Origin of the sequence: Paenibacillus mesophilus (assembly GCF_005938385.1) — a bacterium.
In the GTDB taxonomy this organism is placed as follows: domain Bacteria; phylum Bacillota; class Bacilli; order Paenibacillales; family NBRC-103111; genus Paenibacillus_AB; species Paenibacillus_AB mesophilus.
The window spans coordinates 509525-532127 of record NZ_VCRA01000001.1 but is presented as its reverse complement, the minus strand read 5'-3'; the positions used below and the strand labels follow the sequence as shown (position 1 = coordinate 532127).

At 52.8% G+C, this 22603-nt stretch carries 26 protein-coding genes; 21 read left to right on the top strand and 5 right to left on the bottom strand.

Annotated features, from left to right (window positions below):
* Nucleotides 1-143 precede the first annotated feature (143 nt).
* The 9 genes from FE783_RS02045 to FE783_RS02005 all read left to right on the top strand — a co-directional run bounded on the left by FE783_RS02045 (nucleotide 144) and on the right by FE783_RS02005 (nucleotide 7365).
* Nucleotides 144-2381 (top strand): helix-turn-helix domain-containing protein, encoded by a 2238-nt coding sequence (locus FE783_RS02045; protein ID WP_138877631.1) that lies wholly within the window; start codon nucleotides 144-146, stop codon nucleotides 2379-2381.
* Nucleotides 2382-2508: 127 nt separating this feature from the next.
* Nucleotides 2509-2982, top strand: a complete 474-nt coding sequence (locus tag FE783_RS02040) for an HIT family protein (RefSeq protein WP_138877630.1) — start codon at nucleotides 2509-2511, stop codon at nucleotides 2980-2982.
* A 245-nt stretch (nucleotides 2983-3227) separates the two neighbouring features.
* Entirely contained in the window at nucleotides 3228-3779 is a 552-nt protein-coding gene (locus tag FE783_RS02035) for an AAA family ATPase (protein ID WP_138877629.1), read from the top strand.
* Nucleotides 3780-3927: 148 nt separating this feature from the next.
* Nucleotides 3928-4380 (top strand): VOC family protein, encoded by a 453-nt coding sequence (locus tag FE783_RS02030; protein ID WP_138877628.1) that lies wholly within the window; start codon nucleotides 3928-3930, stop codon nucleotides 4378-4380.
* Between the two features lie 429 nt (nucleotides 4381-4809).
* Nucleotides 4810-5115, top strand: coding sequence for a PadR family transcriptional regulator (locus FE783_RS02025; protein WP_138877780.1), 306 nt, complete (start codon nucleotides 4810-4812; stop codon nucleotides 5113-5115).
* On the top strand, nucleotides 5115-5462 hold the full coding sequence (locus FE783_RS02020; protein ID WP_138877627.1) for a DUF1048 domain-containing protein: 348 nt from the start codon (nucleotides 5115-5117) through the stop codon (nucleotides 5460-5462). Before FE783_RS02025 ends, FE783_RS02020 begins: the two co-directional genes overlap by 1 nt.
* Nucleotides 5463-5471: 9 nt before the next feature.
* Nucleotides 5472-5852, top strand: coding sequence for a DUF1048 domain-containing protein (locus FE783_RS02015; protein ID WP_138877626.1), 381 nt, complete (start codon nucleotides 5472-5474; stop codon nucleotides 5850-5852).
* On the top strand, nucleotides 5836-6594 hold the full coding sequence (locus FE783_RS02010; protein ID WP_138877625.1) for an ABC transporter ATP-binding protein: 759 nt from the start codon (nucleotides 5836-5838) through the stop codon (nucleotides 6592-6594). The genes FE783_RS02015 and FE783_RS02010 overlap by 17 nt, the downstream gene beginning before the upstream one ends.
* Nucleotides 6595-7365 carry an ABC transporter permease gene (locus tag FE783_RS02005; RefSeq protein WP_138877624.1) on the top strand — a complete coding sequence of 257 codons (771 nt, stop codon included), beginning with the start codon at nucleotides 6595-6597 and terminating at the stop codon, nucleotides 7363-7365.
* Between the two features lie 162 nt (nucleotides 7366-7527).
* Here FE783_RS02005 and FE783_RS02000 read toward each other — a convergent pair whose 3' ends face one another.
* The 5 genes from FE783_RS02000 to FE783_RS01980 form a co-directional block, all read right to left on the bottom strand.
* Nucleotides 7528-7752, bottom strand: a complete 225-nt coding sequence (locus FE783_RS02000) for an XRE family transcriptional regulator (RefSeq protein ID WP_138877623.1) — start codon at nucleotides 7750-7752, stop codon at nucleotides 7528-7530.
* A gap of 113 nt (nucleotides 7753-7865) precedes the next feature.
* Complete coding sequence (locus tag FE783_RS01995) at nucleotides 7866-8381, bottom strand: DinB family protein (RefSeq protein WP_138877779.1); 516 nt, start codon at nucleotides 8379-8381, stop codon at nucleotides 7866-7868.
* An 83-nt stretch (nucleotides 8382-8464) separates the two neighbouring features.
* Nucleotides 8465-9382 carry a helix-turn-helix transcriptional regulator gene (locus FE783_RS01990; protein ID WP_138877622.1) on the bottom strand — a complete coding sequence of 306 codons (918 nt, stop codon included), beginning with the start codon at nucleotides 9380-9382 and terminating at the stop codon, nucleotides 8465-8467.
* A gap of 84 nt (nucleotides 9383-9466) precedes the next feature.
* Nucleotides 9467-10186 (bottom strand): response regulator transcription factor, encoded by a 720-nt coding sequence (locus tag FE783_RS01985; protein WP_138877621.1) that lies wholly within the window; start codon nucleotides 10184-10186, stop codon nucleotides 9467-9469.
* Nucleotides 10187-10298: 112 nt separating this feature from the next.
* Nucleotides 10299-11294 (bottom strand): ketoacyl-ACP synthase III, encoded by a 996-nt coding sequence (locus FE783_RS01980; RefSeq protein ID WP_138877620.1) that lies wholly within the window; start codon nucleotides 11292-11294, stop codon nucleotides 10299-10301.
* Nucleotides 11295-11485: 191 nt separating this feature from the next.
* On the opposite strand from FE783_RS01980, the gene FE783_RS01975 reads away from it, so the two are divergent.
* From FE783_RS01975 to FE783_RS01920, 12 genes are all read left to right on the top strand, one after another.
* Entirely contained in the window at nucleotides 11486-12271 is a 786-nt protein-coding gene (locus tag FE783_RS01975) for a CAP domain-containing protein (RefSeq protein ID WP_138877619.1), read from the top strand.
* 129 nt (nucleotides 12272-12400) lie between these two features.
* Nucleotides 12401-13159, top strand: a complete 759-nt coding sequence (locus FE783_RS01970; protein WP_138877618.1) for a YhcN/YlaJ family sporulation lipoprotein — start codon at nucleotides 12401-12403, stop codon at nucleotides 13157-13159.
* A gap of 248 nt (nucleotides 13160-13407) precedes the next feature.
* Nucleotides 13408-13632 (top strand): helix-turn-helix domain-containing protein, encoded by a 225-nt coding sequence (locus FE783_RS01965; RefSeq protein WP_138877617.1) that lies wholly within the window; start codon nucleotides 13408-13410, stop codon nucleotides 13630-13632.
* A gap of 180 nt (nucleotides 13633-13812) precedes the next feature.
* Nucleotides 13813-14061 (top strand): hypothetical protein, encoded by a 249-nt coding sequence (locus FE783_RS01960; RefSeq protein ID WP_138877616.1) that lies wholly within the window; start codon nucleotides 13813-13815, stop codon nucleotides 14059-14061.
* Nucleotides 14058-14444, top strand: coding sequence for a retropepsin-like aspartic protease (locus FE783_RS01955; protein ID WP_138877615.1), 387 nt, complete (start codon nucleotides 14058-14060; stop codon nucleotides 14442-14444). Before FE783_RS01960 ends, FE783_RS01955 begins: the two co-directional genes overlap by 4 nt.
* A 201-nt stretch (nucleotides 14445-14645) precedes the next feature.
* Nucleotides 14646-16184, top strand: coding sequence for a hypothetical protein (locus FE783_RS01950; protein ID WP_138877614.1), 1539 nt, complete (start codon nucleotides 14646-14648; stop codon nucleotides 16182-16184).
* A 369-nt stretch (nucleotides 16185-16553) separates the two neighbouring features.
* The gene (locus tag FE783_RS01945; protein WP_338015759.1) at nucleotides 16554-17393 is read left to right on the top strand and encodes a helix-turn-helix transcriptional regulator; all 840 of its coding nucleotides are present in this window, start codon (nucleotides 16554-16556) and stop codon (nucleotides 17391-17393) included.
* Nucleotides 17394-17516: 123 nt separating this feature from the next.
* Complete coding sequence (locus tag FE783_RS01940; RefSeq protein WP_138877612.1) at nucleotides 17517-18368, top strand: sugar phosphate isomerase/epimerase family protein; 852 nt, start codon at nucleotides 17517-17519, stop codon at nucleotides 18366-18368.
* Nucleotides 18369-18383: 15 nt separating this feature from the next.
* Nucleotides 18384-19505: a Gfo/Idh/MocA family protein gene (locus FE783_RS01935; protein WP_138877611.1), complete on the top strand. Its 1122-nt coding sequence runs from the start codon at nucleotides 18384-18386 to the stop codon at nucleotides 19503-19505.
* Nucleotides 19506-19658: 153 nt separating this feature from the next.
* The gene (locus FE783_RS01930) at nucleotides 19659-20390 is read left to right on the top strand and encodes a class I SAM-dependent methyltransferase (protein ID WP_138877610.1); all 732 of its coding nucleotides are present in this window, start codon (nucleotides 19659-19661) and stop codon (nucleotides 20388-20390) included.
* 4 nt (nucleotides 20391-20394) lie between these two features.
* Nucleotides 20395-21369: an MBL fold metallo-hydrolase gene (locus FE783_RS01925; protein WP_138877609.1), complete on the top strand. Its 975-nt coding sequence runs from the start codon at nucleotides 20395-20397 to the stop codon at nucleotides 21367-21369.
* A gap of 421 nt (nucleotides 21370-21790) precedes the next feature.
* On the top strand, nucleotides 21791-22558 hold the full coding sequence (locus FE783_RS01920) for a dioxygenase family protein (protein ID WP_138877608.1): 768 nt from the start codon (nucleotides 21791-21793) through the stop codon (nucleotides 22556-22558).
* The last annotated feature ends 45 nt before the right edge of the window (nucleotides 22559-22603 follow it).

Here is a 22603-nt window from a genome sequence, read left to right as displayed (position 1 = left end):
GGAATGAATCATTTTTGAGCCAATCGATTCCGGCTTGACGGTAGGACCCGTATGCGAAATAATAACGGTAAACAGAAGGTTTGTAAATGGGAAGCGGTTTCAGTTGACGGCAGCCCGACGCTTGGATAAGGGGGAGAGAGCGGATGAGAAAAAATTGGTTTTACCGGATGCTGCTATCTTACATGCCGGTCTTTCTCGCCGTTTGTCTCACACTGCTGCTGATTACTTTCGTCACCGTCCGCCAATTGACCGAACGATCGGCCGTAAAGTCGAACGAAGCGGTGACGAAAAACGCAATGCGGCTGATCGAGCAATCCTTGCGCAATATCGAGGATACGATGTACGCGTCGGTCCTATCCGATTCGAGAATCGCCGACTTCTATGCCGAAGCGAACGGTTCCTACACCACCTCCTATTCGGCCGCACGCGTTCTCGGAGAGCTGCAATACAGACATCCGCTGATCGATTCGGCTTATTTGTACCGTCCGGAAGACGGAACGGTCATTGGCCCGACCAGCATCGCCCATATAGACGGCTTCGCCGATCAAGCGTACATTGCGACCAAAAGGGAGTCCGCTCTCCGCTTCGCCTGGGGCGATTTCCGCACGATACCCGGGGGAGCCGCCGCATCCAATACGCAATCTGTCGTTTCGCTTGTGAAAATTGCCGATTTGCGGACTAAGGGCTTGCTTGTCGTTAATGTGAACGCGGATTCGCTCCGAGACTTATTGAGCGATTCGACGGATACGTCGACCGGTTATATGGAGCTGACGGATGCCGGCGGTACGGCAATCGTTTCCACGATCGGAGCGGATAGAGCGGCACGGATCGAACGGAAGAAGCTCGTTAGCGCGGCAATGCCATATACCGGTTGGCAAATCGAAGGAGGCATGCTGCAGCCGGGCTTGTTCGCCTGGGTGACCCCTGTCCTGTACGGCTCCGTCTCGCTCGGAGCCCTGTGCATCGCGCTCGGACTCGTCTGGATTCTGTATGTTACCCGTAGACATTACCGTCCGGTCGAAACGCTGCTGCGCCAGATCGGCTCGTTTTCGCTCAAAAAATCGGCGGCTTTCCCGGCGGGAGCGAACATGCGCGACGAATTTCAAACGATCGGTCTTGCGCTCGACAGCTTGTGGGATCAATCGAACCGGTTAAGCCGGGAAAACGAGGAGAACAAATCGTTCAAGCGGGCGCATCATTTCCGCCGCCTGGCCGAAGGGCGGGTCGATGCCGGTTCGAAAGAAACCCGCAAGGAAGCCGAAATGCTCGGGCTGAAGCTGGACGCGGGAGCGGCCTCGGCGGCCATCGTGGAGATCGACCGTTTCTTCGTCGACGTATGCCGCAGTTACTCCGACCGCGACCGGCAGCTGTTGAAGTATGCGCTTCAATCCGCAATGCGGGAAACGCTGGATGCGGCGAATATCGGGTTCCAGTCCGACTGGCTCGCCGAGCACCAGCTCGGGGTTATCGGTTCTTACGGAGACGATCCGGCCGCCGAGCGGGAGTTGGAAGCGGCGCTGGACCGTTTGCGCGGCTGGGTCGGCCGTCATTTGCCGTTTACGGTGACGATCGGAATCGGGATGTCGGTAGAGCGCAGCGACGATATTGCCCGCTCGTTCCAGACCGCGAAGGAAGCGCTCGCCTTCAAAATTTCTCTCGGCTTGGACCGGATGATCCGGTTCCGCGATTTGCCGGGCGGAGGGCATCCGGAAATCGCTCAAGGGCTGCAGCGAATCAAGGAGATCAGCCGCATGTTCCGGATGGGGGAGCCCTCATGGATGGAGGAATGGTGCTCGCTGCTTGCTTCCATGAAGAACGGCTGTTTCAGCGGCGAACAAATCCGGCATTTGCTATTCGTATTGCTGTACCACGTTCAGCGCGAAATGATCGAACTGCCGGCCGAGCTGCAGGCGGCTTGGGTTGCGGAAAGCGTCCGCCTGGAAGACTCGCTGAAGGAAGGCGAGACGCTCGGCGATATCGGGGAAGCGTTCACGCTCGTGTTCTCGGCGGTGGGGGAACGGCTGCGGCAATGGCGCGAATCGAAGCAGAACCGGAACGTGATGCAGGACATCAAGCGGTACATCGACGAACAGTACGCCGATCCGAACTTGTCGCAAGCGATGCTGGCCGACGAATTCCATCTGCATCCGACCTCGATCAGCAGACTGTTTAAAGAGGAGTATGGCGTCAAATTCGTCGACTACGTCAACGCGGTCCGGGTGGAACAGGCAACGGGGCTGATGGAGCGAACCGATATGCCCGTTCATGAAATCGCTTTGGCGGTGGGCTTCGTCCACAGTCAAACGTTCATCAAAATGTTCAAGAAAATAACAGGCTTCACGCCGGGAACATACCGCAAGGAAAGAACCGGAACCGGTTGACGACTCGGTTCTTTTTTTGTGCGGAGACATTTTTCTAAGAAATGAAACGAAGAAGCTTAGAAAATAACAGAAGTTGCCTACGTCTAATAGCTGGTTGGGGAAATATGAAAGGAGTTGAATGAGGAAGATGACAGCATCATTTTCACATAAGCCCGAAGGATACGAATGTCCATTTTGTCGTGTTTGGGGTATCGAGCGACCTAATCAGGGAACAAAACAAAGGGATATCATCTATCAGAATGAAATGGTAACGGCATTTATAGCGAGCAAATGGTGGCCAAACAATAAAGGACATGTTCTTGTTGTTCCTAATCAACATTTCGAGAACATCTTTGATCTCCCTGCGGATTACGCTGTTGAAATTCACCGCGCGGCTCAGCTTACAGCGTTTGCAATGAAAAGTACATATGGATGTGATGGGATTTCTACGCGGCAACATAATGAGCCTGCTGGCAATCAAGACGTGTGGCATTATCATCTCCATGTTTACCCTAGATATGTGAATGATCAACTTTATCTGACAAAGGGTTCTCAGTCCGATCCAGATGAACGCTCTTTCTATGCTGATAAGTTGCGTTCTTGGATAAAGGAAAACATTTAAGGTCTAGGAGGAGCGAATGATAACCCTAGTAGGAGAGAGGAACCTGAGATTACGTGGGCCTTACTAGAGGATTGGGAAAAAATAAGGTTCTCTCATTAAGCTAACGATTGTTACACCGCATCAGATACTTATTGTCTCGCCATGCTTGAAAGTTCACCGCACCTACTCCATTCATTCTACGTTCAACGAAACCACGGACGGGCCGATCGAACTCGCCTATCCAAGCTCTACCTAAGGAGGATATTATGCAGTTAGATGGACACCATTTTTTTGTCATCACAGGTGGCCCTGGCTCAGGGAAGAGTACGCTCCTCGATTATCTCGAACAAAAAGGCTTCATGCGGTCGGTCGAAGCGGGACGAAGCATCATCCAGGAGCAAACGATGATTGGCGGTACCGCTCTGCCTTGGAAAGACAGAATACTCTTCGCAGAGCTCATGCTATCTTGGGAAATGCGTTCATACCGACAAGAACTGAAGCAAGGGAATACCGCCCCCGTGCTGTTTGATCGAGGTGTGCCTGACGTCATCGGGTATCTTCGACTGGAGGGTTTGGATGTTCCGGCTCATATCCAGCGCGCTGGCGAATTATTTCGCTACAATAAACGCGTCTTTATCGCACCGCCTTGGCCGGACATTTATCGTCAGGATGCCGAACGAAAACAGGATCTGAAGACAGCCTGCCGAACCTTTGACACGATGGCGGCCGTTTACACCGAGCTTGGATACGAATTAGTCGAGCTTCCGCGTTGCAGCATCGAAGACCGCGCCGAATACATCCGGTCAAGCATACGCTGACGAAGAGTGACGGCGTGCTAGGCCGGCAATGACATATTCGATGAACTGTGACAAGATGTTAAACGTTTGGAAGGAATTAGTAATTCTTGATAGAATAAATTATGAAGATGATCAGGTAATAAATTTGTACACATAAGGAGATAAAACTATGTCAAAAAACAAATTACTAAGAATGGACAATGTTGGCATCGTTGTAGAATCCCTTGATGACGCAATCTCTTTCTTCGAGGAGATTGGCTTGAAGCTCGAAGGGCGAGCTACTGTCGAAGGTGAATGGGCTGGTCGCGTAACCGGGCTGGGTTCACAGTGTGTAGAGATTGCTATGATGGTTACCCCAGATGGCCACAGCCGACTTGAACTTTCGCGATTTCTCACCCCACCTACTATATCAGATCACCGAACTGCTCCTGTAAATGCCCTCGGTTATCTACGCGTCATGTTCGCCGTTGAAGACATTGACGAAATGGTATCCAGACTCACTAAGTATGGTGCTCAGCTCGTTGGCGAAGTGGTTCAGTACGGGGACTCGTATCGGCTCTGCTACATTCGTGGACATGAAGGACTTCTAATCGGTTTGGCGGAACAACTCGGTAATAAATAAGTGATGTTTAAAAGAAGACTTAACTGAAATATGCATCTGGGCGACCCTCGGTCCCGGAAACAAGGAACGAGGAAGTAATTGCCGGGACACATCCGCGCCGACTAACCGCATCGCGGCCGGCAGCAAGCTGCCTTAACTCGGTGGGACTTCGTGATGCATGAACTTTAACGGAAATCAATGCAAAGCCGAATTAAAGGGACTCCACTAACGGAGAACGATAAGTCAATAAAAAACAAAGAAGCAGCCGATCTCTGTGGTCGGCTGCTTCATTACGTTAACGGGCGGGATAGTTGAAAATGTAAATCCGTGTCAGAGCAAACGCTATTGACAGACCAACTACTACGTGTTACTCTATAGCAGTAGTAAGTAACACTTGATACCAGTCGTACAGAATAGCAAGGAGTGATTGTACTGGAAAACCTAACGGAAATGCTCAAAGGCGTGCTTGAGGGCTGTGTCCTTGAAATTATAAGCCGCGAAGAAACCTACGGCTACGAAATCACGCGGCGGCTGAACGCCCTCGGCTTCACAGATGTTGTGGAGGGAACGGTGTACACCATCCTGATCCGGCTTGAAAAAAACAAGTTGGTGGAGATCACCAAGAAGCCCTCCGAAATGGGACCGCCGCGAAAGTTTTTCGCGATCAACGACGCGGGGCGCGAGGAACTGCGGAAGTTCTGGGGAAAATGGGAGTTCGTATCATCAAAAATTAACGAGTTAAAGGAGAAAAAATAATGAATTTTTGGGAAAAAATCACCGGCAGCGACATGACTAAACAATTCAAAACTTTTGAATCGCGAGTCAAAAAGCTGCCTGCTGATTATCAAGCGGCATGGGAAAAAATTAATGCCAATCTTTGGTCGTACTCCGATTTCACAGGTCGCAACCTCATGCCAATTCTCGACGGTGTGCTTGGCCTGCTCGAAGAATCGGCGGAGGACGGTCAGAGTGTCCAAGAGGTACTGGGTGACGATATCAAAGGCTTTTGTTCGGCGCTGGCCGGCGAAGAAGGGGCAAAGTCTTTGCGCGACAAGTGGCGCGAGCAACTCAACCATAATATCGCTAAAAAATTAGGTAAATAGGAGGATAAAATGAAAATACGGGATATCATCGAAGGCAAAAAAGAGTGGCGAGCCCACGTAGCGCGTGTCAAAGCGCTCCCGCAAGATTATCAGATTGTTTATAAAGAGATTCAAAAATATCTCTTTAAGGTCGGCCCTGTTGAGCTAACCGACGGGACGGGTTTGCTCTCGGGGATTATCGATCTTTTTGAAGAGGGCGCGGCTTTGGGGAAAGGTGTGCTCGAAGTGACGGGCAGTGACGTAGCGGCTTTCTGCGACGAACTAATCAAAGATTCCAAAACTTACGCTGACATGTATCAAGAATCTGTTGACCAAGAAGTTTACAAGGCCATGAAGAAGGTTACGGATAAAACAAAGAAAGGGGGATATCGGGATGGAAAAAGCAATTGAAGTGAAAGGTCTGCGAAAGTCTTTCAAGGACACAGAAGTCCTAAAGGGCGTCGATTTTGAAGTGAAGCGAGGTGAGATTTTCGCCCTGCTTGGCTCCAACGGCGCGGGCAAGACGACGATTGTCAGAATCCTCACCACGCTGCTCAAACCAGACAGCGGAACCGTCACCGTTAGCGGATTCGATGTTGCGTCAAAGCCAGACCGTGTACGGCAGTCGATTAGCCTCACTGGGCAATTTGCGGCGGTAGATGAGGTTTTGACCGGGCGGGAAAATCTGATCATGATCGCCAAGCTGCGTCATCTGGATTATCCGCGTCAAGTTGCGGACGATTTGCTGAAACGCTTCGGCCTGACAGATGCCGCCGACCGCAGGGCGTCTACTTATTCGGGCGGTATGCGCCGCAGGCTCGACATCGCCTTGAGCCTTGTGGGAAAACCGCAAATCATTTTCCTCGACGAACCAACCACTGCGCTTGACCCCGAGGCGCGTATCGAGACATGGAAGATTGTCAAGGAGCTTGCCGACGGCGGCACGACGGTATTCCTGACCACGCAATATTTAGAAGAAGCTGAGCAGCTTGCAGACCGAATTGCCATTTTACACGAGGGCAGAATTATCGCCAACGGCACGCTTGCGGAGCTGAAAAAGCTGTTCCCGCAAGCGAAGGTGGAGTATGTTGAAAAACAGCCGACATTGGAGGAAATATTCCTCGCAATCATCGGCAAAAAGGAGGCCATGTAAATGGAGGCGGCAAAAAACCACTTTTTCAGCGATATGGGCGTTATGCTTGGACGTTCCATGCGCCATATTTTGCGAAGCATGGACACCATCTTCACGGTCTGCATCACTCCGATTGCGATGATGCTGCTGTTCGTCTATGTGTTTGGCGGCGCAATCCAAACCGGTACGGATAACTATGTGAACTACCTATTGCCCGGTATCCTGCTGATTGCGATTGCAAGCGGTATATCCTATACGGCTTACCGTCTGTTTTTGGATAAGCAGCGGGGCATCATTGAGCGGTTTCACTCCATGCCGATTGCGCGTTCGACTGTGCTGTGGGGGCACGTGCTGACCTCGGTGGTATCCAACGTTATTTCTGTTGTCGTCATCATTCTCGTAGCGCTCCTTATGGGCTTTCGCTCGTCGGCAGGGATACTGTCTTGGCTTGCCGTAGCCGGTATACTCGTGCTGTTTACACTGGCATTAACTTGGGTCGCAACAATTGCCGGACTGTCCGCAAAATCGGTGGAAGGTGCAAGCGCCTTTTCCTATTCGCTTATTTTTCTGCCGTTTATCAGTTCGGCGTTTGTGCCCACCGAATCGATGCCGTCGGTCGTTCGCGCCTTTGCCGAAAACCAGCCGGTGACCTCGATCGTGGAAGCCATTCGTGCGCTGCTGTCCGGTCAGCCGGTGGGCAATGAGATTTGGGTCGCTCTTGCGTGGTGCTTAGGGATACTGATCGTCGCGTATCTATTTGCGGTGCGTGCATACAAACGGAAAGCAGCATAATTTATGTCAAAGTCATGGGGAATAAAGATAACCAGGGAGCAGACTGCCACGGGTGCCTGTTCCCTTTTTTTTATTGAAGTAAGCGTCAAAAGTGGTGTAGCCATCGGCGAAATTATTCCCGATGATAGCGGGCAGGACTTAGGCTCTGTTACCATACGCCGACTAACGTCGTTCATCGGAAAGCGTTAATTCGTACAGGCTGCGCACATCGCACTGCAGCGTGTCGGCGATCGAGATCGCGAGCTTAAGAGACATCACTCTTTTATTGTCGATACAGTCAACCAGCCGCTCCCGTCTCACCCTCAATTCAAGCGCCAGCCCTTCCAGCGGCATTCCTGCTTCCTGAAGCCTTTCTGCCAGCAGGCAACGGCCAAGTTCGTACTTCATATGCATATGCCCCTCTCGGCAAAAAATCCAACAAATCCTATGATTGATCTCGGGAATCGTAAGTGTAAACTTTCTCTCGTTTTTATTGGAATTTGATTTTCAATTTCCATAGATTAAATCGATTCCGCAGGTTGCTGGTACCAATAAAGTGAATAATCGTTCATCGCGGATGCGTGGCCCAGCTGGCGCAGCATGGTCGAAATATTGCCTCGGTGATAGGTACCGTGGTTGACCGCTTGCAGTACAATTTCCGATAATCGAATGTTGCGCGTTTCGGCGTACGGATTCTCAAGCACAATGGTTTGCTCCAAATCGTTTTGGCTTCGGAACCATGCTCTGTATTGTTCCGCTAACTCACTAAAGGCATTCGCGAAATCATCGACAGAGTACCGAACTATTTCTTGTTGAAGCGGAAGGCACTCATCCAGCGCTTTGGGCATACTCGTACCACTCAGAACCTGAAGCCAACACTTGTCGATCGCATAAATATGCGCGAACGCTTCGCTGATAGTGGAAAACGAGGTGTTTACTTCTTGTTGCAGCACCGAGGACGGGAGCTCCTTGATTCGTCCCAAGAGGGTTTGAGTAGCCCACGCATGGTAGTTATACATGACTGCAGGATGATTCATCATTCGTTTCGTCTCCTTTTGACTTGTCATGGATTTGATTTTGTCTGTAGTTATAATAGAAAAAGATGTATGACAACAGTCTGTCATACATCTTCATAAAGTTTGAGCGCATTTTGAAGCTGTTCTTTTAAGATCCCTCGCAGTGCAGGGGGCTCGAGGACTTCGGCGCCACTTCCAAAACCGAGCAAAATCGTCCAAAGCCATCGTGCCTCTAAAGGTTGATAAACGGGAATTCGCATCGTCATGCTCCCATCGTCATGAAATTGCTTATCGACCTGGTGAAACTGATCCAACGCTTCCGCCATAGCCTCCGTTCCCACCCGGATCACTACTTCTTCCAACTGATCCTGCCATCCCTTGTTTGACAAAGCAGCCTCTTGTGGCACCTCGTGATGCGGCTGAAAAGTTTCCTGAGTCAGGTACAAATTCATCAACCGGGACAGTCGGAACTCCCGATAATCTCGCCGTGTTCGGCAAAACCCGTAAATGTACCAATTACGATATTTAAAATGAAGCCGCAGCGGTTCCATATAACGGGTCGTGCGTTCATTCTTTGCATTAATATAATCAAATCGGACGATATTTCGCCGGGTAATGGCCGTGCGTAAATGACGAAGCGCCTCGGGCTCCGTGCGGCGGGTTTCCAAGTCCACCGACAAACTCGTGGCCTGATGCTCCGGTCCAATCGTCTGCAGTCTTTCAATGGTTCCCTGTACACGCTCGTCTTCAAAAACGGTCGAGAGGCTTCTAAGCACAGTAATCAGGGAATTGACATCGTAAGAACCGAGCAGACTTTTATCCATTTTGTATCCGTCCATGATGCCATATCCGCCATTCGTTCCCTGATACGATACGACCGGGAAGCCCGCAGCACAGATCACATCGATATCCCGATAGATCGTTCTTTGGGAAACTTGAAACTCTTCAGCCAGCACGGAGGCAGGCAAAACCTCGTGATTCAGCAGCTTGTAGATGATGGAGATCAATCGCTCCAATTTTATGTGTATCCCCTCCCGTTAGTCCAAACGACGCAAGAGGCTTCGCCGTTTGAAACCGGGCGAAGCCTCTTGCGTTACCGTAAGTGCTCAAGGCACCGCTTCGATTGCGGAAAGCGAGCCGTTGAACTTGTAACCTCCCCCGCGCACCGTCAAGATGTAATTCGGGCGGGCGGGATCGTTTTCGATTTTTTTGCGGATGTTGCTTATATGAACCATGACGGTTCTGGGGTCACCTATCGACGGGGATTCCCATACTTGTGTGAATAGTTGGTCCAGACTATAGACGCGGTCCGGATTTTTGGCGAGCAGCAGAAGCAGCTGGTATTCTTTGGCCGACAGCGGCACCGGTTCGCCTCGAAGGGATACCGTGAAGCTTTTCGGTTCGATCGTTAATTCACCGTAGTGCAAATCATGCTCCCCGGCGACCGGCTCGAATAACATCCGGCTTCTCCGCAAATGGGCTTTTACACGGGCGACCAGCTCGCCCGGACTGAACGGCTTCGTAATGTAATCGTCGCCGCCGACGCCAAGACCGAGTATTTTGTCCAAGTCGTCGCTTTTGCAGCTCAAAAACAAGATCGGGGCTTTCGTCATTTTGCGGAGCTCCAAACATACTTCGAATCCGTCCAAATCGGGAAGCTGAATATCAAGAATGATCAGATCGGGCTTCTGCTTATCCACGATTTCGATCGCGCCGTAACCGTCGTAAGCCGTTAACGTCCGGTAGCCTTCCTTGGCAAGGTAAAGACAAATCAGCTCGCCGATGTCCAGCTCGTCATCCACGATCAGTATTTTTTCTCGTCGCATGGATTCCCTCCCGATACCGTGCGTCAAGTGGAAAAAAGAGTCACCTTTCATTATACCTTTTTTTTGAAAGATTACTATATAAAAAGCTTCCGGTCGTAGCGGGAGGGAAACTTTACAAAGTCCAGCGAAGGAACAGTCCTGCTTGGGTCAGTCCACCCCCGAATCCGTACAACAGCAGCGTATCCCCGGTCTTGATTTGTCCGGAGGAGGAGGCGTCGGATATGGCAAGCGGAATAGAAGCGGCGGATGTATTGCCGTAGCGGACCATGCTCGTTAACGTTTGAGTGATCGGAAAACCGCTCTTCTCGCAGATCGATTCGACCATGCGCAGGTTGGCGCTGTGCGGAATGAACCAGTCGACCGAATCCATCGAGCGTCCGGCTTTATCCAGCAGCGCCGTCATTCCTTGGGGAACCGTCTGCACGGCCCATTTGTATACTTCCCTGCCGTTCTGGACGAGCAGCCCCGAATCGTTCAGCGGCTTGCCGTTCATCTCGCTGCGTATACCGGTCCGATAAATGTGGTTGCCGCCGGTTCCGTCGGAAACTTGATGCGCGGCCAGAAAGGATGGCTCCGAGCTCCGTTCGACGAGCGCGGCACCGGCACCGTCTCCGAACAAAATGCAGGTGGTCCGATCCGTATAATCGGTAATTCGCGACATGTTGTCCGCCCCGATAACGAGCACTTTCCGATGAAGCCCCGACACAATCAGTCCGTTAGCGATATGCAAGGCATACACGAATCCCGCGCACGTGGCGTTCAGATCGATCGCTCCGGCATTCGCGATATCGAAATGCGCCTGAACTTGGCAAGCTACCGACGGGAAAGGATAGTCCGGTGTATGAGTTGCGACAAGAATAAGATCCGCATCTTGCACCGTTACCGGATAACGGGCGACCATATTTTCCACGGCCGCGATGCATAAATCGCTTGTAAATTGATTCGGTGCACAAATACGCCGCTCGCGAATACCGGTTCTTTGTACGATCCATTCGTCGTTCGTGTCGACCATTTGAGCCAAATCATCGTTGGTCAGCACGCGATCGGGGACATAGCTTCCGATCGCCGTAATGCCGGCAAACGCGGGGGAATTTTGGTCTTGATTCATTTTCAAAATCCTCCTTCCGGAACTTTGAAATCAAGTAATGATACTTACTATTAGTACTAGGTACTAATTTTGTTCTATTTCTTACTTTATCCAACCTTTTACCGGTTGTCAATCGGGAGTTATAGCGAATAGAGCTTTCTTCGCATTGGCATATTAGGTGTAAAGCGTCTCATGAAGGAGTGAAGCTGCGAATGGCGGTATTCCGTCGCTATAGACAATCTTTTCTTATCATCGTAACGTTGCTCGTCTGCTTGTTCGCCGCATCGGTTCACGCCGAAGCATTCGGGAAGGGCGCCAAAAGTCCGGATGTGTTCGCCGTGCAGGGGATGCTGAAGTCGCTCGGCTATTTCAATGGTACGATTACCGGTTATTACGGTCCGGAGACCGAAGCGAGCGTGAAACGTTTCCAGCAAAAATACGGCCTACCTGCAACTGGCGCTGTTGACGATAAGACGCTGGAATCGATTTTGTGGGCATATGCGAACGCGAAAATAACGAAGCGGCCCCCGGCCCCCGCTCCGACTCCCAAACCGCCCGTGCCTCAACCGAACCCGACACCCGCACCGGAACCGACTCCGGTTCCTGCGGAAGGACTTAGCGCGGAAGAGCGGCAGATGATCGATCTCGTGAATGCGGCGCGGCAACAAGCAGGTCTGCAGCCGCTTATTGCCGACGCGAAGCTGGCGCAGGTGGCCCGGCTGAAAAGCCAAGACATGGTCGACAACAACTATTTCTCCCACCAGTCGCCGACGTATGGCTCGCCGTTCGACATGATGAAGCAATTCGGCATCACGTATTCGAGCGCCGGGGAGAACATCGCCTGCAATCAGACGGTGCAAGCCGCTCACGAAGCACTAATGAATTCACCGGGGCATCGCGAAAATATTATGAAATCTACGTTTACGCATATCGGGATCGGAATCGTCGACGGAGGACAATGCGGCAAAATGTTTACGCAGCAGTTTATTTCCAAGTGACAATGGAGGGAGCCCCGCCCGGGCTCTCTTTTGGTTTTGCCATCGTTTCGCAAGGATGCCGCAAACGGCACGAGAGCATCCTAAAGTTGTTCCGCCATTTCAATAAACTATAGACGGGAGCTGAAATGATTGGCAAAAAACACAGTTCGGTTTGCGCTGCTCGCTTCGCTTATCGCTGTAGCGGCTTCGGGCTGCACCAATGCCCGGCATGAAGGCTCGGGAACGAACGACGGAATGAAGACGAGCAATTACCGTCCGTTCAACTACGGTACGGGCAACACGAAAGATATGAGACTTGGTCTCGACCGATACAGAGGCACCGATCCGGATCTGATCAAGGATAACGACAGCATGCGGCATGGGTTGAACCGCGACAACGGGATCACAGGGTTTGATCAGGATGGAGTCAACCGCTGGAGCGATTACAAGCATCGGGACGGAACGACCGGATATGGTGCGGGAATACCGGGCACCATGACCGGTACACCGGGAACGACCGGACCGACTGGGCCAACCGGGACGAATATGCATACCAACACCCGGATGGAAGCGGCCCAAGACATCGCCAACCATTTGACCGCCGTCGATCCGGCCGTTAAATCGTGCAACGTGCTACTGACGGACAACAATGCTTATGTTGCGGTTTCGACCAAGAGCGGTCAAGATTTGGACAATGCGGGCGATGTGAAGACAAAGATCGCCGAGCAAGTAAAAGCGCAGCGACCGAATATCCAGAACGTTTATGTTTCCGCCAATCCGGATTTTGTAGGCCGCGTAACAAACTATACGCATGACTTGAATGCAGGCAAACCGGTATCGGGGTTTATAGCCGAATTCAATACGATGGTACAGCGGTTGTTCCCGGCCAATGCGGCCAATCCGAAATAGCACTTCTTCCAAGATTATGACCACAAGAACCTCCGGTATGATACGGAGGTTCTTTTCTTTAGGCTGCCGCAGCGATTCGTTAAAGCGGAAGTATAATTGGCCGATATCGATCGAACCGACGCGATTCCGCATGGATGCCCATTTTTCAGGCGTATCGCACCAAAGCACCAGCCCGCTCATATCATAATTTGACTGTATCCCTACACCTTGTAACATATACAAAACCCAAGCAAGGAGGGGTGGCGATATTGAAGGGCAACGACCACAAAAACAAGTTTCTTTTGACCAACCGTGAGCGCGAAGTCTTTGAACTGCTCGTGCAAGACAAGACAACGAAAGACATCGCTGGGCAGCTGTTTATCAGTGAAAAGACCGTGCGAAACCATATTTCCAACGTTATGCAGAAGCTGAACGTGAAAGGTCGATCGCAGGCGGTTGTCGAGTTGATCAAGCTTGGGGAATTGAAAATTTGATTGAAAGCCAATTCTGGCGAGCCTGAAACTTCCTTCCATGTCCGCATTTGATGCGGGTGGGAGGAAGTTTTTTTTGCGTCTTTATAATGTCATCCACCAGAAGCTGTTCCTCGCAACCTCTCGATTTAAGCACATATTATGGTAAAATAAAGACATGAATGGCACAGGAGGGATATAACGATGAAATGGCAGCAAGTCAGAGAATTGTTTCCCGACCAATTTGTACTACTTTCCATACTCGATTTCACCGAGGAAGAAGATAAAAAAATCGTAACGGAAGTAGCGCCAATCCGGACGATACCCGTGCAGGATGCCAACAGGGAGTTTTTTAGCGCAGAACCGGGCAGCATTGTCTACCACACTTCCAATGAGAAGTGTGTCATCCATCTGCGCAAAGACCCGATGCTGAGAGTGAGACGCGGCTCATGAAGATAACTTATGAAGGACAACTGCTGACAACCGTAATCACCCTTTGTTTTCGTGGAAAGACGTTGCATATTCCCGATATTATCGTTGATACAGGTTCGTCTCATACCGTTTTCAGTCCTGATGTGCTGGAGGAGATCGGTGTAACGTATGAAAACGGAGACCCTGTCTATGAGGCTTATGGCATCGGTGGGACAGTTCCTTTTTACACGAAAGTAATGGACTATATCCAGCTTGACTCGCTTAGGGTTGAACGGGTAGAAGTGGATGTCGGAATCCTTCCCAAGTCGCATAAAGGTTTGCTTGGTCTGGATATTCTGAAACCACATGGATTTATAGTGGATATGAATAAGCTGGAACTTTACTCGCCCCACTCCACAAATTAGCTACTACAAAAGCGAACTTTCATATCTGTTTTCTTCAACTTCTTTATTTTATTGTGCTGTAAGCCGATACCGGCGAAGCTGAAACTTCCTTCCATGTCCGCATTCGATCCGAGTGGGAGGAAGTTTTTGTGTAAAAACCCCGAAACATTCCTTCCCTCCGCATCGTCCATAAGGTTAACGTACGGAAAGGGTGATCCTATCATGAGATCGTGGATCAAATTTGCTGCAGCCGTCCTGCTGATCTTGACGGCGTCGGGGTGCACGAAGGAGCGGGAGGCGGGTCAGAAAGCCGTCGAGGTTGTCGGCCAGGGGCAGCAGGAAGGCGGCGCCGGTTCGCCAAGCGAAGGCGGTTCCAAGGAGGGAGGCGCTGCGGTTTCCGGTCCTATTGTGGAGCCAGGTGCGGCCGCCATAACATTTGAAGGGGACCTTCGAATGAAGGCGCCTGCTACGACGCTCGTTCCGCCGACAAAGCAAGCTTTTTGGATTCGGTTCAAATATCCGATGGACCGGGAATCGGTCGTCGAGGCGATCCTCGCCTCCAATGCGGCGATGCGCGGACAAGATCATACCGGTGCGGCGGGGAAATTTGCGTTCGACTGGCAAAGCGATACGGAGCTGCGGATCGAACTGCGCCTAACCGCCGAAGATGATGTCGAGGGGGTTCATCGCATTTACGCGGTTCAAGTGAACGGGGCGAAAACGAGACAAGGGGCGGAAATCCAAGACCAAGCGGGTTTCCGGGCAGTCGTGAGCAAGCCGGATCAATTATGGCGTATCTCGTCCGACGGAAAGAAGGCGGAGCGGCTAACCTCCTTCGAAGTCCCTTACGGAATGCGTATGTTGGATGAGGAGGGCCGGTTTCTCCTTCTGACCCGGCCGACCCTTTATTGCGAGTGCGACGCCCCATCGACTCCGCTGTTTTCGATATATGACGTGAAGGCCAGGTCGATAACCGATTATCCGATCCCGCTCTACACGCAGTATGTAGGGGACGGCGCGTTTATTGCCGACAAGCGCGGTTTCATGTATGCCGAAACGGCGGTTCCCGGCATTCCGGACAGCAAGGATAAGATTCGGGTCCGGCTGAACGGATACGTGCAAGGCGCCCAGTTCACGAAGGACGGCAAAGCCGTCGTCGCGGCGGTTGGCAAAGATGCGCGGCAAGTGAGCGATCTCGATCTCGTTGTGGTCGATCTGGCAACAGGAAAGGAACGCAGATTTGCCAAGGCGCTCCTCGGCAAGCTGGAAGACAATATGGTCAATGATGGAACGCTGCCCGTGTCGTTTTACGACGACGGCCAACATATTTATACCCGGATGTACGACATGCAGAACAGGGAAGAGATTCGCTACCGGTACGACCCGTCTGCCGACCGGGTAGGGACATGGAACGCGCCGAAGGCCGCCTCGGGCTGGTCCGGCTTTGTTGCATCCGCCGACGGGGCATACCGGATGTATGCCAATGCAGGCTTATACAAGGGCGAGGAGAAAAAAGCCGACATCCCGCGCGGCATGGCGGGCTATCCGGTCTATTGGCTCGGAGCGAGCCATACGTTCGTTTACAAAGGGTATGAGGAGCCTGCCGGAAACAGCAAGCTTCATCTATATGCTTACGATGCGGACGCAGGACAACGGAAAGTGATCGTTCCGAACATGCCGCTGAACAGCGAGCTGATCGGGGCAGCGCCAGACGGAAAATGGATTTATGTGCAAAGCACCCGTGATATCAAGCCGGACTGACGGTGCCGGCGCTGAAAGCTTCCGAACCGGTTTCCGGTTTCGGGGGCTTTGTGCTTTATAGGCCGATGCCCGCCATGCTACACTGTAGAAGTCGTAACTTCTCAGTAACGACGATAGCTCGAAATTCAGGCTTACGATGCCAGCCTTGCTGCGCAAAGCTTAGTTTAAGCTTACGATGCCAGCCTTGCTACGCAAAGCTAAGCTTATGCTTACGATGCAAGCTTTGCTACGCAAAGCTAAGCTTATGCTTACGATGCAAGCTTTGCTACGCAAAGCTAAGCTTATGCTTACGATGCAAGCTTTGCTGCGCAAAGCTAAGCTTATGCTTACGATGCAAGCTTTGCTGCGCAAAGCTTTTAAGGAGGTGAAGTGGTGCGTCCGCCATTTCATATACGGCCTTTGGAGGCCCATTACAGCGATGGGGGCACGAGCATGAAGTTCCACTCTCATCCGTATTTCGAAATGTACTACTTCCACGGAGGCAAGGCCAACTACTTGATCGGGGACAAAATATTCGTCCTCTCGCCCGGCGATCTCATTCTGATGAACGGCATGACGCTGCATTGTCCGAACGTCGATCCGAGCGTTCCATATCGGCGGACGATCTTGCATTTCGAGCCGGCCTTTGTGAAGCCTTTCGCGGAAATGCCGTTCGCCGTCAATTTGCTGCAGCCGTTCTATGAACTGAAAAACCATCGCATTCATTTGCAAGGAACGAACCGTGCGGAAGTTGAAGCGATGCTCGAACGGATGTGCAAACTGTCGGTCGAAGAAGGCGGACTATCGCGGGACCGGTTGATCGTAGCCTTTCTCGATTTACTGCTGTTGGTGTACGAGCTGTGCCAGTCCGCCGATTCGGGCTCGGCCTTCCCGTCCGACAAAGAACGGCACGCGCAGAACATTATCGATTATGTCGAAGACCACTACCAGGAAGACCTGCATCTGGAGCAGCTGGAGGATTGTCTTCATCTGAATAAATATTATTTGTCCAAGCTCTTTAAGGAAGTGACCGGAGCTACGATATTCGACTACGTCTATCACCGGCGCATCAACCAGGCGAAAATTCATTTTCTGCTCGACAAAAATTTGACGGTGACGGACGTATGCTACAAGGTCGGCTTCAAGCATCCTTCCCATTTCACCCGGATGTTCAAAAGCCGGGTCGGCTGCACGCCGGAGCAATTCCGGAAACAAACCGTCACGTCGTGATGCGGCAGCAGGCCAACCACAATCAAATGAGCGGATGCGATTCGGCAACGAGGATAAAGTGTCCCGGGCTCCCTTTATGGTAGGATGAAAGAAATGATGCCATACTGAAGAGGAGTGTCCAAGTTGAAATTTGCCGTCTTTACAGTCATGATGCCTGAGTATACTCCGGAAGATACAATTACCGCGCTGAAGAAGCATGGATATGACGGAATCGAATGGCGCGTCACCGGAATCGACGTTGGCCGCCTTCAGGAGAAGCCTTCGTTCTGGGGAAATAATTTGAGCACGGTGGATGCCGGCTCGCCGGAAGAACGGCTGCTTGCGCTGAAGCGGCTCGCGGATGAGGCCGGCTTGGCCGTTCCGAACTTGGGCTGCTATTTGAAGGTCGGGGATTTGGCTGCGGTCGAACGGGACATGCGTACCGCCAAGCTGCTCGGAGCCCCGTCTATCCGCATCGGGGTGCCGGGTTATAATAGATCCAGAACTTACGGGGATCTGTTCATGGAAACTCGCGCCTATATGGAAGGCGTGCAGGAGCTCGGCGGTCGTTACGGCATCCAAGCGTTAATCGAGATGCATATGAATATGATCGCTCCAAGCGCCGGTTTGGCGCGAAGGCTGGTCGAGGGGTTCGATCCTGCGAGGATCGGCGTTATTTTCGACCCCGGCAATATGGTGTACGAAGGGTACGAGCAGTACCGGATGGGGCTCGAGGTGTTAGGCGAGTATTTGGCCCACGTCCATGTGAAAAATGCCGTATGGGAGCCGAATCCGAACCGGAAAAGCGCGACGGACCCGGCATGGCGGACGGTCTCCGCTCCGATGCAAGAAGGATTCGCGAATTGGCCGCAAGTGATCGCCGACTTGAAGAGCGTCGGATACGACGGATGGCTGAGCTTCGAGGATTTCAGCCAGTCGGCGCCGACCGACGACCTGCTGGCGGACAATATTGCCTACATCAAATCGTTGCTGTAAAGGAGCAAAATTCAGATGAATCGTGTGAGAATCGGGATAGTCGGAATCGGGAACATGGGGTCGTCCCATGCCAAATATATTTCCGCCGGCGAAGTGGCGGGGGCGGAGCTGGCCGCCGTGTGCGACATCAGCACGGACCGGCTGCGCTGGGCGAAGGAGCAGTTCGGGGAGACGCTTCAAACATTCGAGACGGTGGACGCGATGCTCGACTCGGGCGCGGTGGATGCGATTCTGATCTGCAATCTGCATTTCGACCATCCGGGCACGTCGATGAAGGCGTTTGCGCGAGGCATTCACGTGCTATGCGAGAAGCCGGCCGGCGTCTATACGAAGCAAGTGCGCGAAATGAACGAAGCAGCCGATGCGAGCGATGTCCGGTTCGCGATGATGTTCAATCAGCGGACAAATCCGCTCTATATCAAGCTGAAAGACTTGATCGATAGCGGCGAGCTTGGCGAAATCCGGCGTACGAACTGGATCATTACGACATGGTACCGGACGCAAAGCTACTACGATTCGGGCAATTGGCGGGCGACATGGGCCGGCGAGGGCGGAGGCGTCCTGCTAAACCAATGTCCGCACCAGCTCGATCTGTGGCAGTGGACCATCGGCATGCTCCCTACGCGGGTCCGCGCGTTTTGCTCTTTCGGCAAATACCGCGACATCGAGGTCGAGGACGAAGTAACCGCTTATGTGGAATACCCGAACGGTGCGACCGGCGTCTTCATTACGACGACCGGGGAAACGCCGGGAACGAACCGGTTCGAAATAACCGGTGACCGCGGCAAAATTGTCATCGAGGACAACAAGCTGACGTTCTGGCGGCTGCGCGTGCCGGAGCCGGAGTTTAATCGTACGGCCAAAACCGGTTTCGGACAGCCGGAATGCTGGAAGTTCGACGTCCCGGTCGGGGCGGCTCCTAACGGGCACAAGGCGGTTACGCAAAACTGGGTCGATTCGATCCGCAAAGGAACGCCGCTCGTAGCGCCGGGCCAAGAAGGCATCCGCGGACTGTCGCTGTCCAACGCGATGTACTTGTCCGCCTGGACGGACGACTGGGCCGAGCTTCCGCTCGACGAGGACCGCTTCCACGAGCTGCTGCAGCAGCGGATCGCCGCTTCGCGGTTTAAGAAATAACAATGGAATCGGTTGAGACAAGGAACATTCCCGCCTCTTGATGCGGGAGTGTTCTTTTTTGCTTTTCCCCGAAAGCGTACAATGGTACAATCGATATCAATCGTGCTACATAAAGGAAAGATCGGTTTATGGACAGGAGTGTGCAGTTTACCGATGGGATGGTATGAAGAAAGCTTCGGCAGCGATTATTTGATCGTCTACAAGCATCGCGACACGGCCGGAGCTTACGATGAAGTGAAAACGATGATCGGGTGGCTCGGACTGCCCGCAGGGGCCGAGGTACTCGATCTGTGCTGCGGAATGGGGCGTCACTCGATGGCGCTCGCCGATTTCGGCTACAGCGTGACCGGAGTGGACTTATCCGAGGTGCTGCTGGCGGAAGCGCGCAAACGCGATGAGGATGGACGCGTCGAATGGCTGCAAGGAGATATGCGGAGCATACCGGCGGACGGACCGTTCGACGCGGTAGTCAATTTGTTCACGTCGTTCGGTTATTTCGCGAGCGATGCCGAGAACGAGAAAGTAATTCGCGAAATCGCGCGGGTATTGAAGCCGGAAGGACGATTTATCGTCGACTTCCTGAACGCACCGTATGTTGAGGCTCATCTGGTGCCGCAAACGGTCCGGCGGGAAGGCGGCTGGCTCATCGAAGAGCGACGTACGGTGGAAGAAGGCTTCATAAGCAAAAGCATCGCCATCCGCGAACCGGGCAAGCCGGAGAGACAGTACACCGAGCAAGTCAAATGCTATGGCTTAGACCACTTCAAGGCGATGATGACTGGGGCGAAGCTGCGCATCGACGGCGTATTCGGCGGCTACGACGGAAGAAGCTACGAGCGGAAAAGCTCGCCGAGACTTATACTGACCGGAACGAAGGAAGGATGACTCCGTGATTAAACCGATTATTCATTTGAGCGATACGATCATTCAAGTCAAAGTCCCGCTTCCGTTCCCTCTTAGGTGGGTGAACAGCTACGTCGTCATCTCCCGCTCCGGCTGGACTTTGATTGATCCGGGCCTGCGCACGCCAGAGGCGGAGCAGCTGTGGAACGGCGCGCTGGAGGAGCTCGGCTTGCCCATTGGCGCATTGGAGAAAATCGTCTTGACGCACCATCACCCCGACCACTACGGGCTAAGCGGCTGGTTCCAGGAACGGTCCGGCGCGGAGGTGCACATTTCCGGTACGGGCATGGAGCAAGTCCGGGCGTTGTGGGGAGAGGGCGAGACGATGAGCGCCGAGCTGCTGGAGCTGTTCCGCCGCCATGGGATGGACGAGGAAACGCTCGCTCCGATGGCCGAGCATATGACAAGCTTTATTCCCCAGCTGTCTCCGCAGCCGCAGTTGACCGTCATCGATACGGAGCGGCCGTACAAGATAGGCGACCGGACGTACCAACCTTTCGTCACGCCGGGGCATGCCGCCGGCCACGTATGCTTTCTGGACGAGGAGCGGTCGGAGCTGTTTTGCGGCGATCACGTGCTGCCGCAAATAACGCCGAATGTCAGCTATATACCGGGGTTCGACGACAACCCGCTCCGTTCCTATTTGCACAGTCTGGATGAGGTGGGCAAGCTCAAGGTGGAGCTGGCATTCCCCGGTCACCGGGACCCGTTCCGTACGTTTGCGGAGCGGACCGGGCAAATCATCCGGCATCATGAGGAGCGGCTTGCCGCCATGGAAGCGAAGCTGGACGAGCCCCGCACTTCGTATGCGCTATGCCGCGACTTCTTCGGCGACCGGTTGTCGATCCACCAGCTGAGGTTCGCGCTGTCGGAGACGATCGCGCACCTGTTCTATTTGCGGGACGAAGGCCGTGTCCGGGAACTCGAGGGCGACGGGGTCGTTTTGTACGCGTTGAATTAAACAAGCTGGAGCAAATGGTGCGTCCGCCGTTACGGCGGGCGCTGATACTGTTGGAAAATTCTGCAAAGAGAGGGAGCGCTGAAGGCAAGAGGTGGGGGAATGCGCTCCACTTCCGTTAAAATCATGTTGTTTTTTTGGAGTTTAAGTGGGTACAACACGATTTTAAAGTCAGCCGCTTCGCTTTACGCACATCTCCCCCACCTCTTTTGGTATTACAAGTCTCTCTTTTTGACTTTTTCGACAAGCTGAGCGTTCGCCGTTACGGCGGACGCTTTGTTGAATTTCCGGGGGCGACAAGGCACCCTTGCATAAACGGACAGCGGCGGTGGAATGCTTGCGATATCCGCTTGACATCCTGCAGTAATTATTATACACTTACTTACATAAAGTAAGTTACTTTCAAACGAATGGAGGCGCACTTATGGTTCCATCCCTCTTTTTGGCGCACGGATCGCCGATGCTTGCTATCGAACAAACCGACTATACGCGCTTTCTGTCCGAGCTTGCCGGCAAGATGAAGCCGAAGGCGATCGTAGTGTTCACCGCGCATTGGGAGCAGCCGGTCACGACCGTATCCTCCTCCGATGATGTCTATGAGACGATATACGATTTCGGGGGCTTTCCCGATGAGTTGTACCGGGTAAAATATCCGGCGAGAGGCTCGAGCGTAGTTGCCGGCATCGTGAAGGATCGTCTGAGCAAGCATGGAATCGAGTTCGCCGAGGATAAGTCGAGAGGATTGGATCACGGCTCCTGGACGCTGCTGCACCGGATGTATCCGGAAGCGGATATTCCAGTCGTGCAAGTTTCGGTGAATCCTTATTTGCCGCCCGAAGAGCAGTTCAAGATCGGGGAAGCGCTGCGCGGGCTGGGCGACGACGATATATTGGTTATCGGCAGCGGAGTGACCGTGCACAATTTGCGAATTATTAAATGGGGGCAAAAGACGGCCGAGCCGTGGGCGGTCGAATTCGACGACTGGCTGATCGAGCAGATCGGGAAGGGCGATACGGCAGCGCTCTTCGAGTATGCGGGGAAAGCGCCGCATGCCCGCATGGCGGTACCCCGGGCGGAGCATTTCGTTCCGCTGTTCATCGCGATGGGAAGCGGCGACCCGGGGCGCAAGCCGGAAGTGATTCACCGCAGCTATGACATGGGAACGTTAAGCTACCTTTGCATGCAGTTTTAAGTTACGGGAAATGAAGAACCCCCGAAGTCCCGGAAGCGGGATACG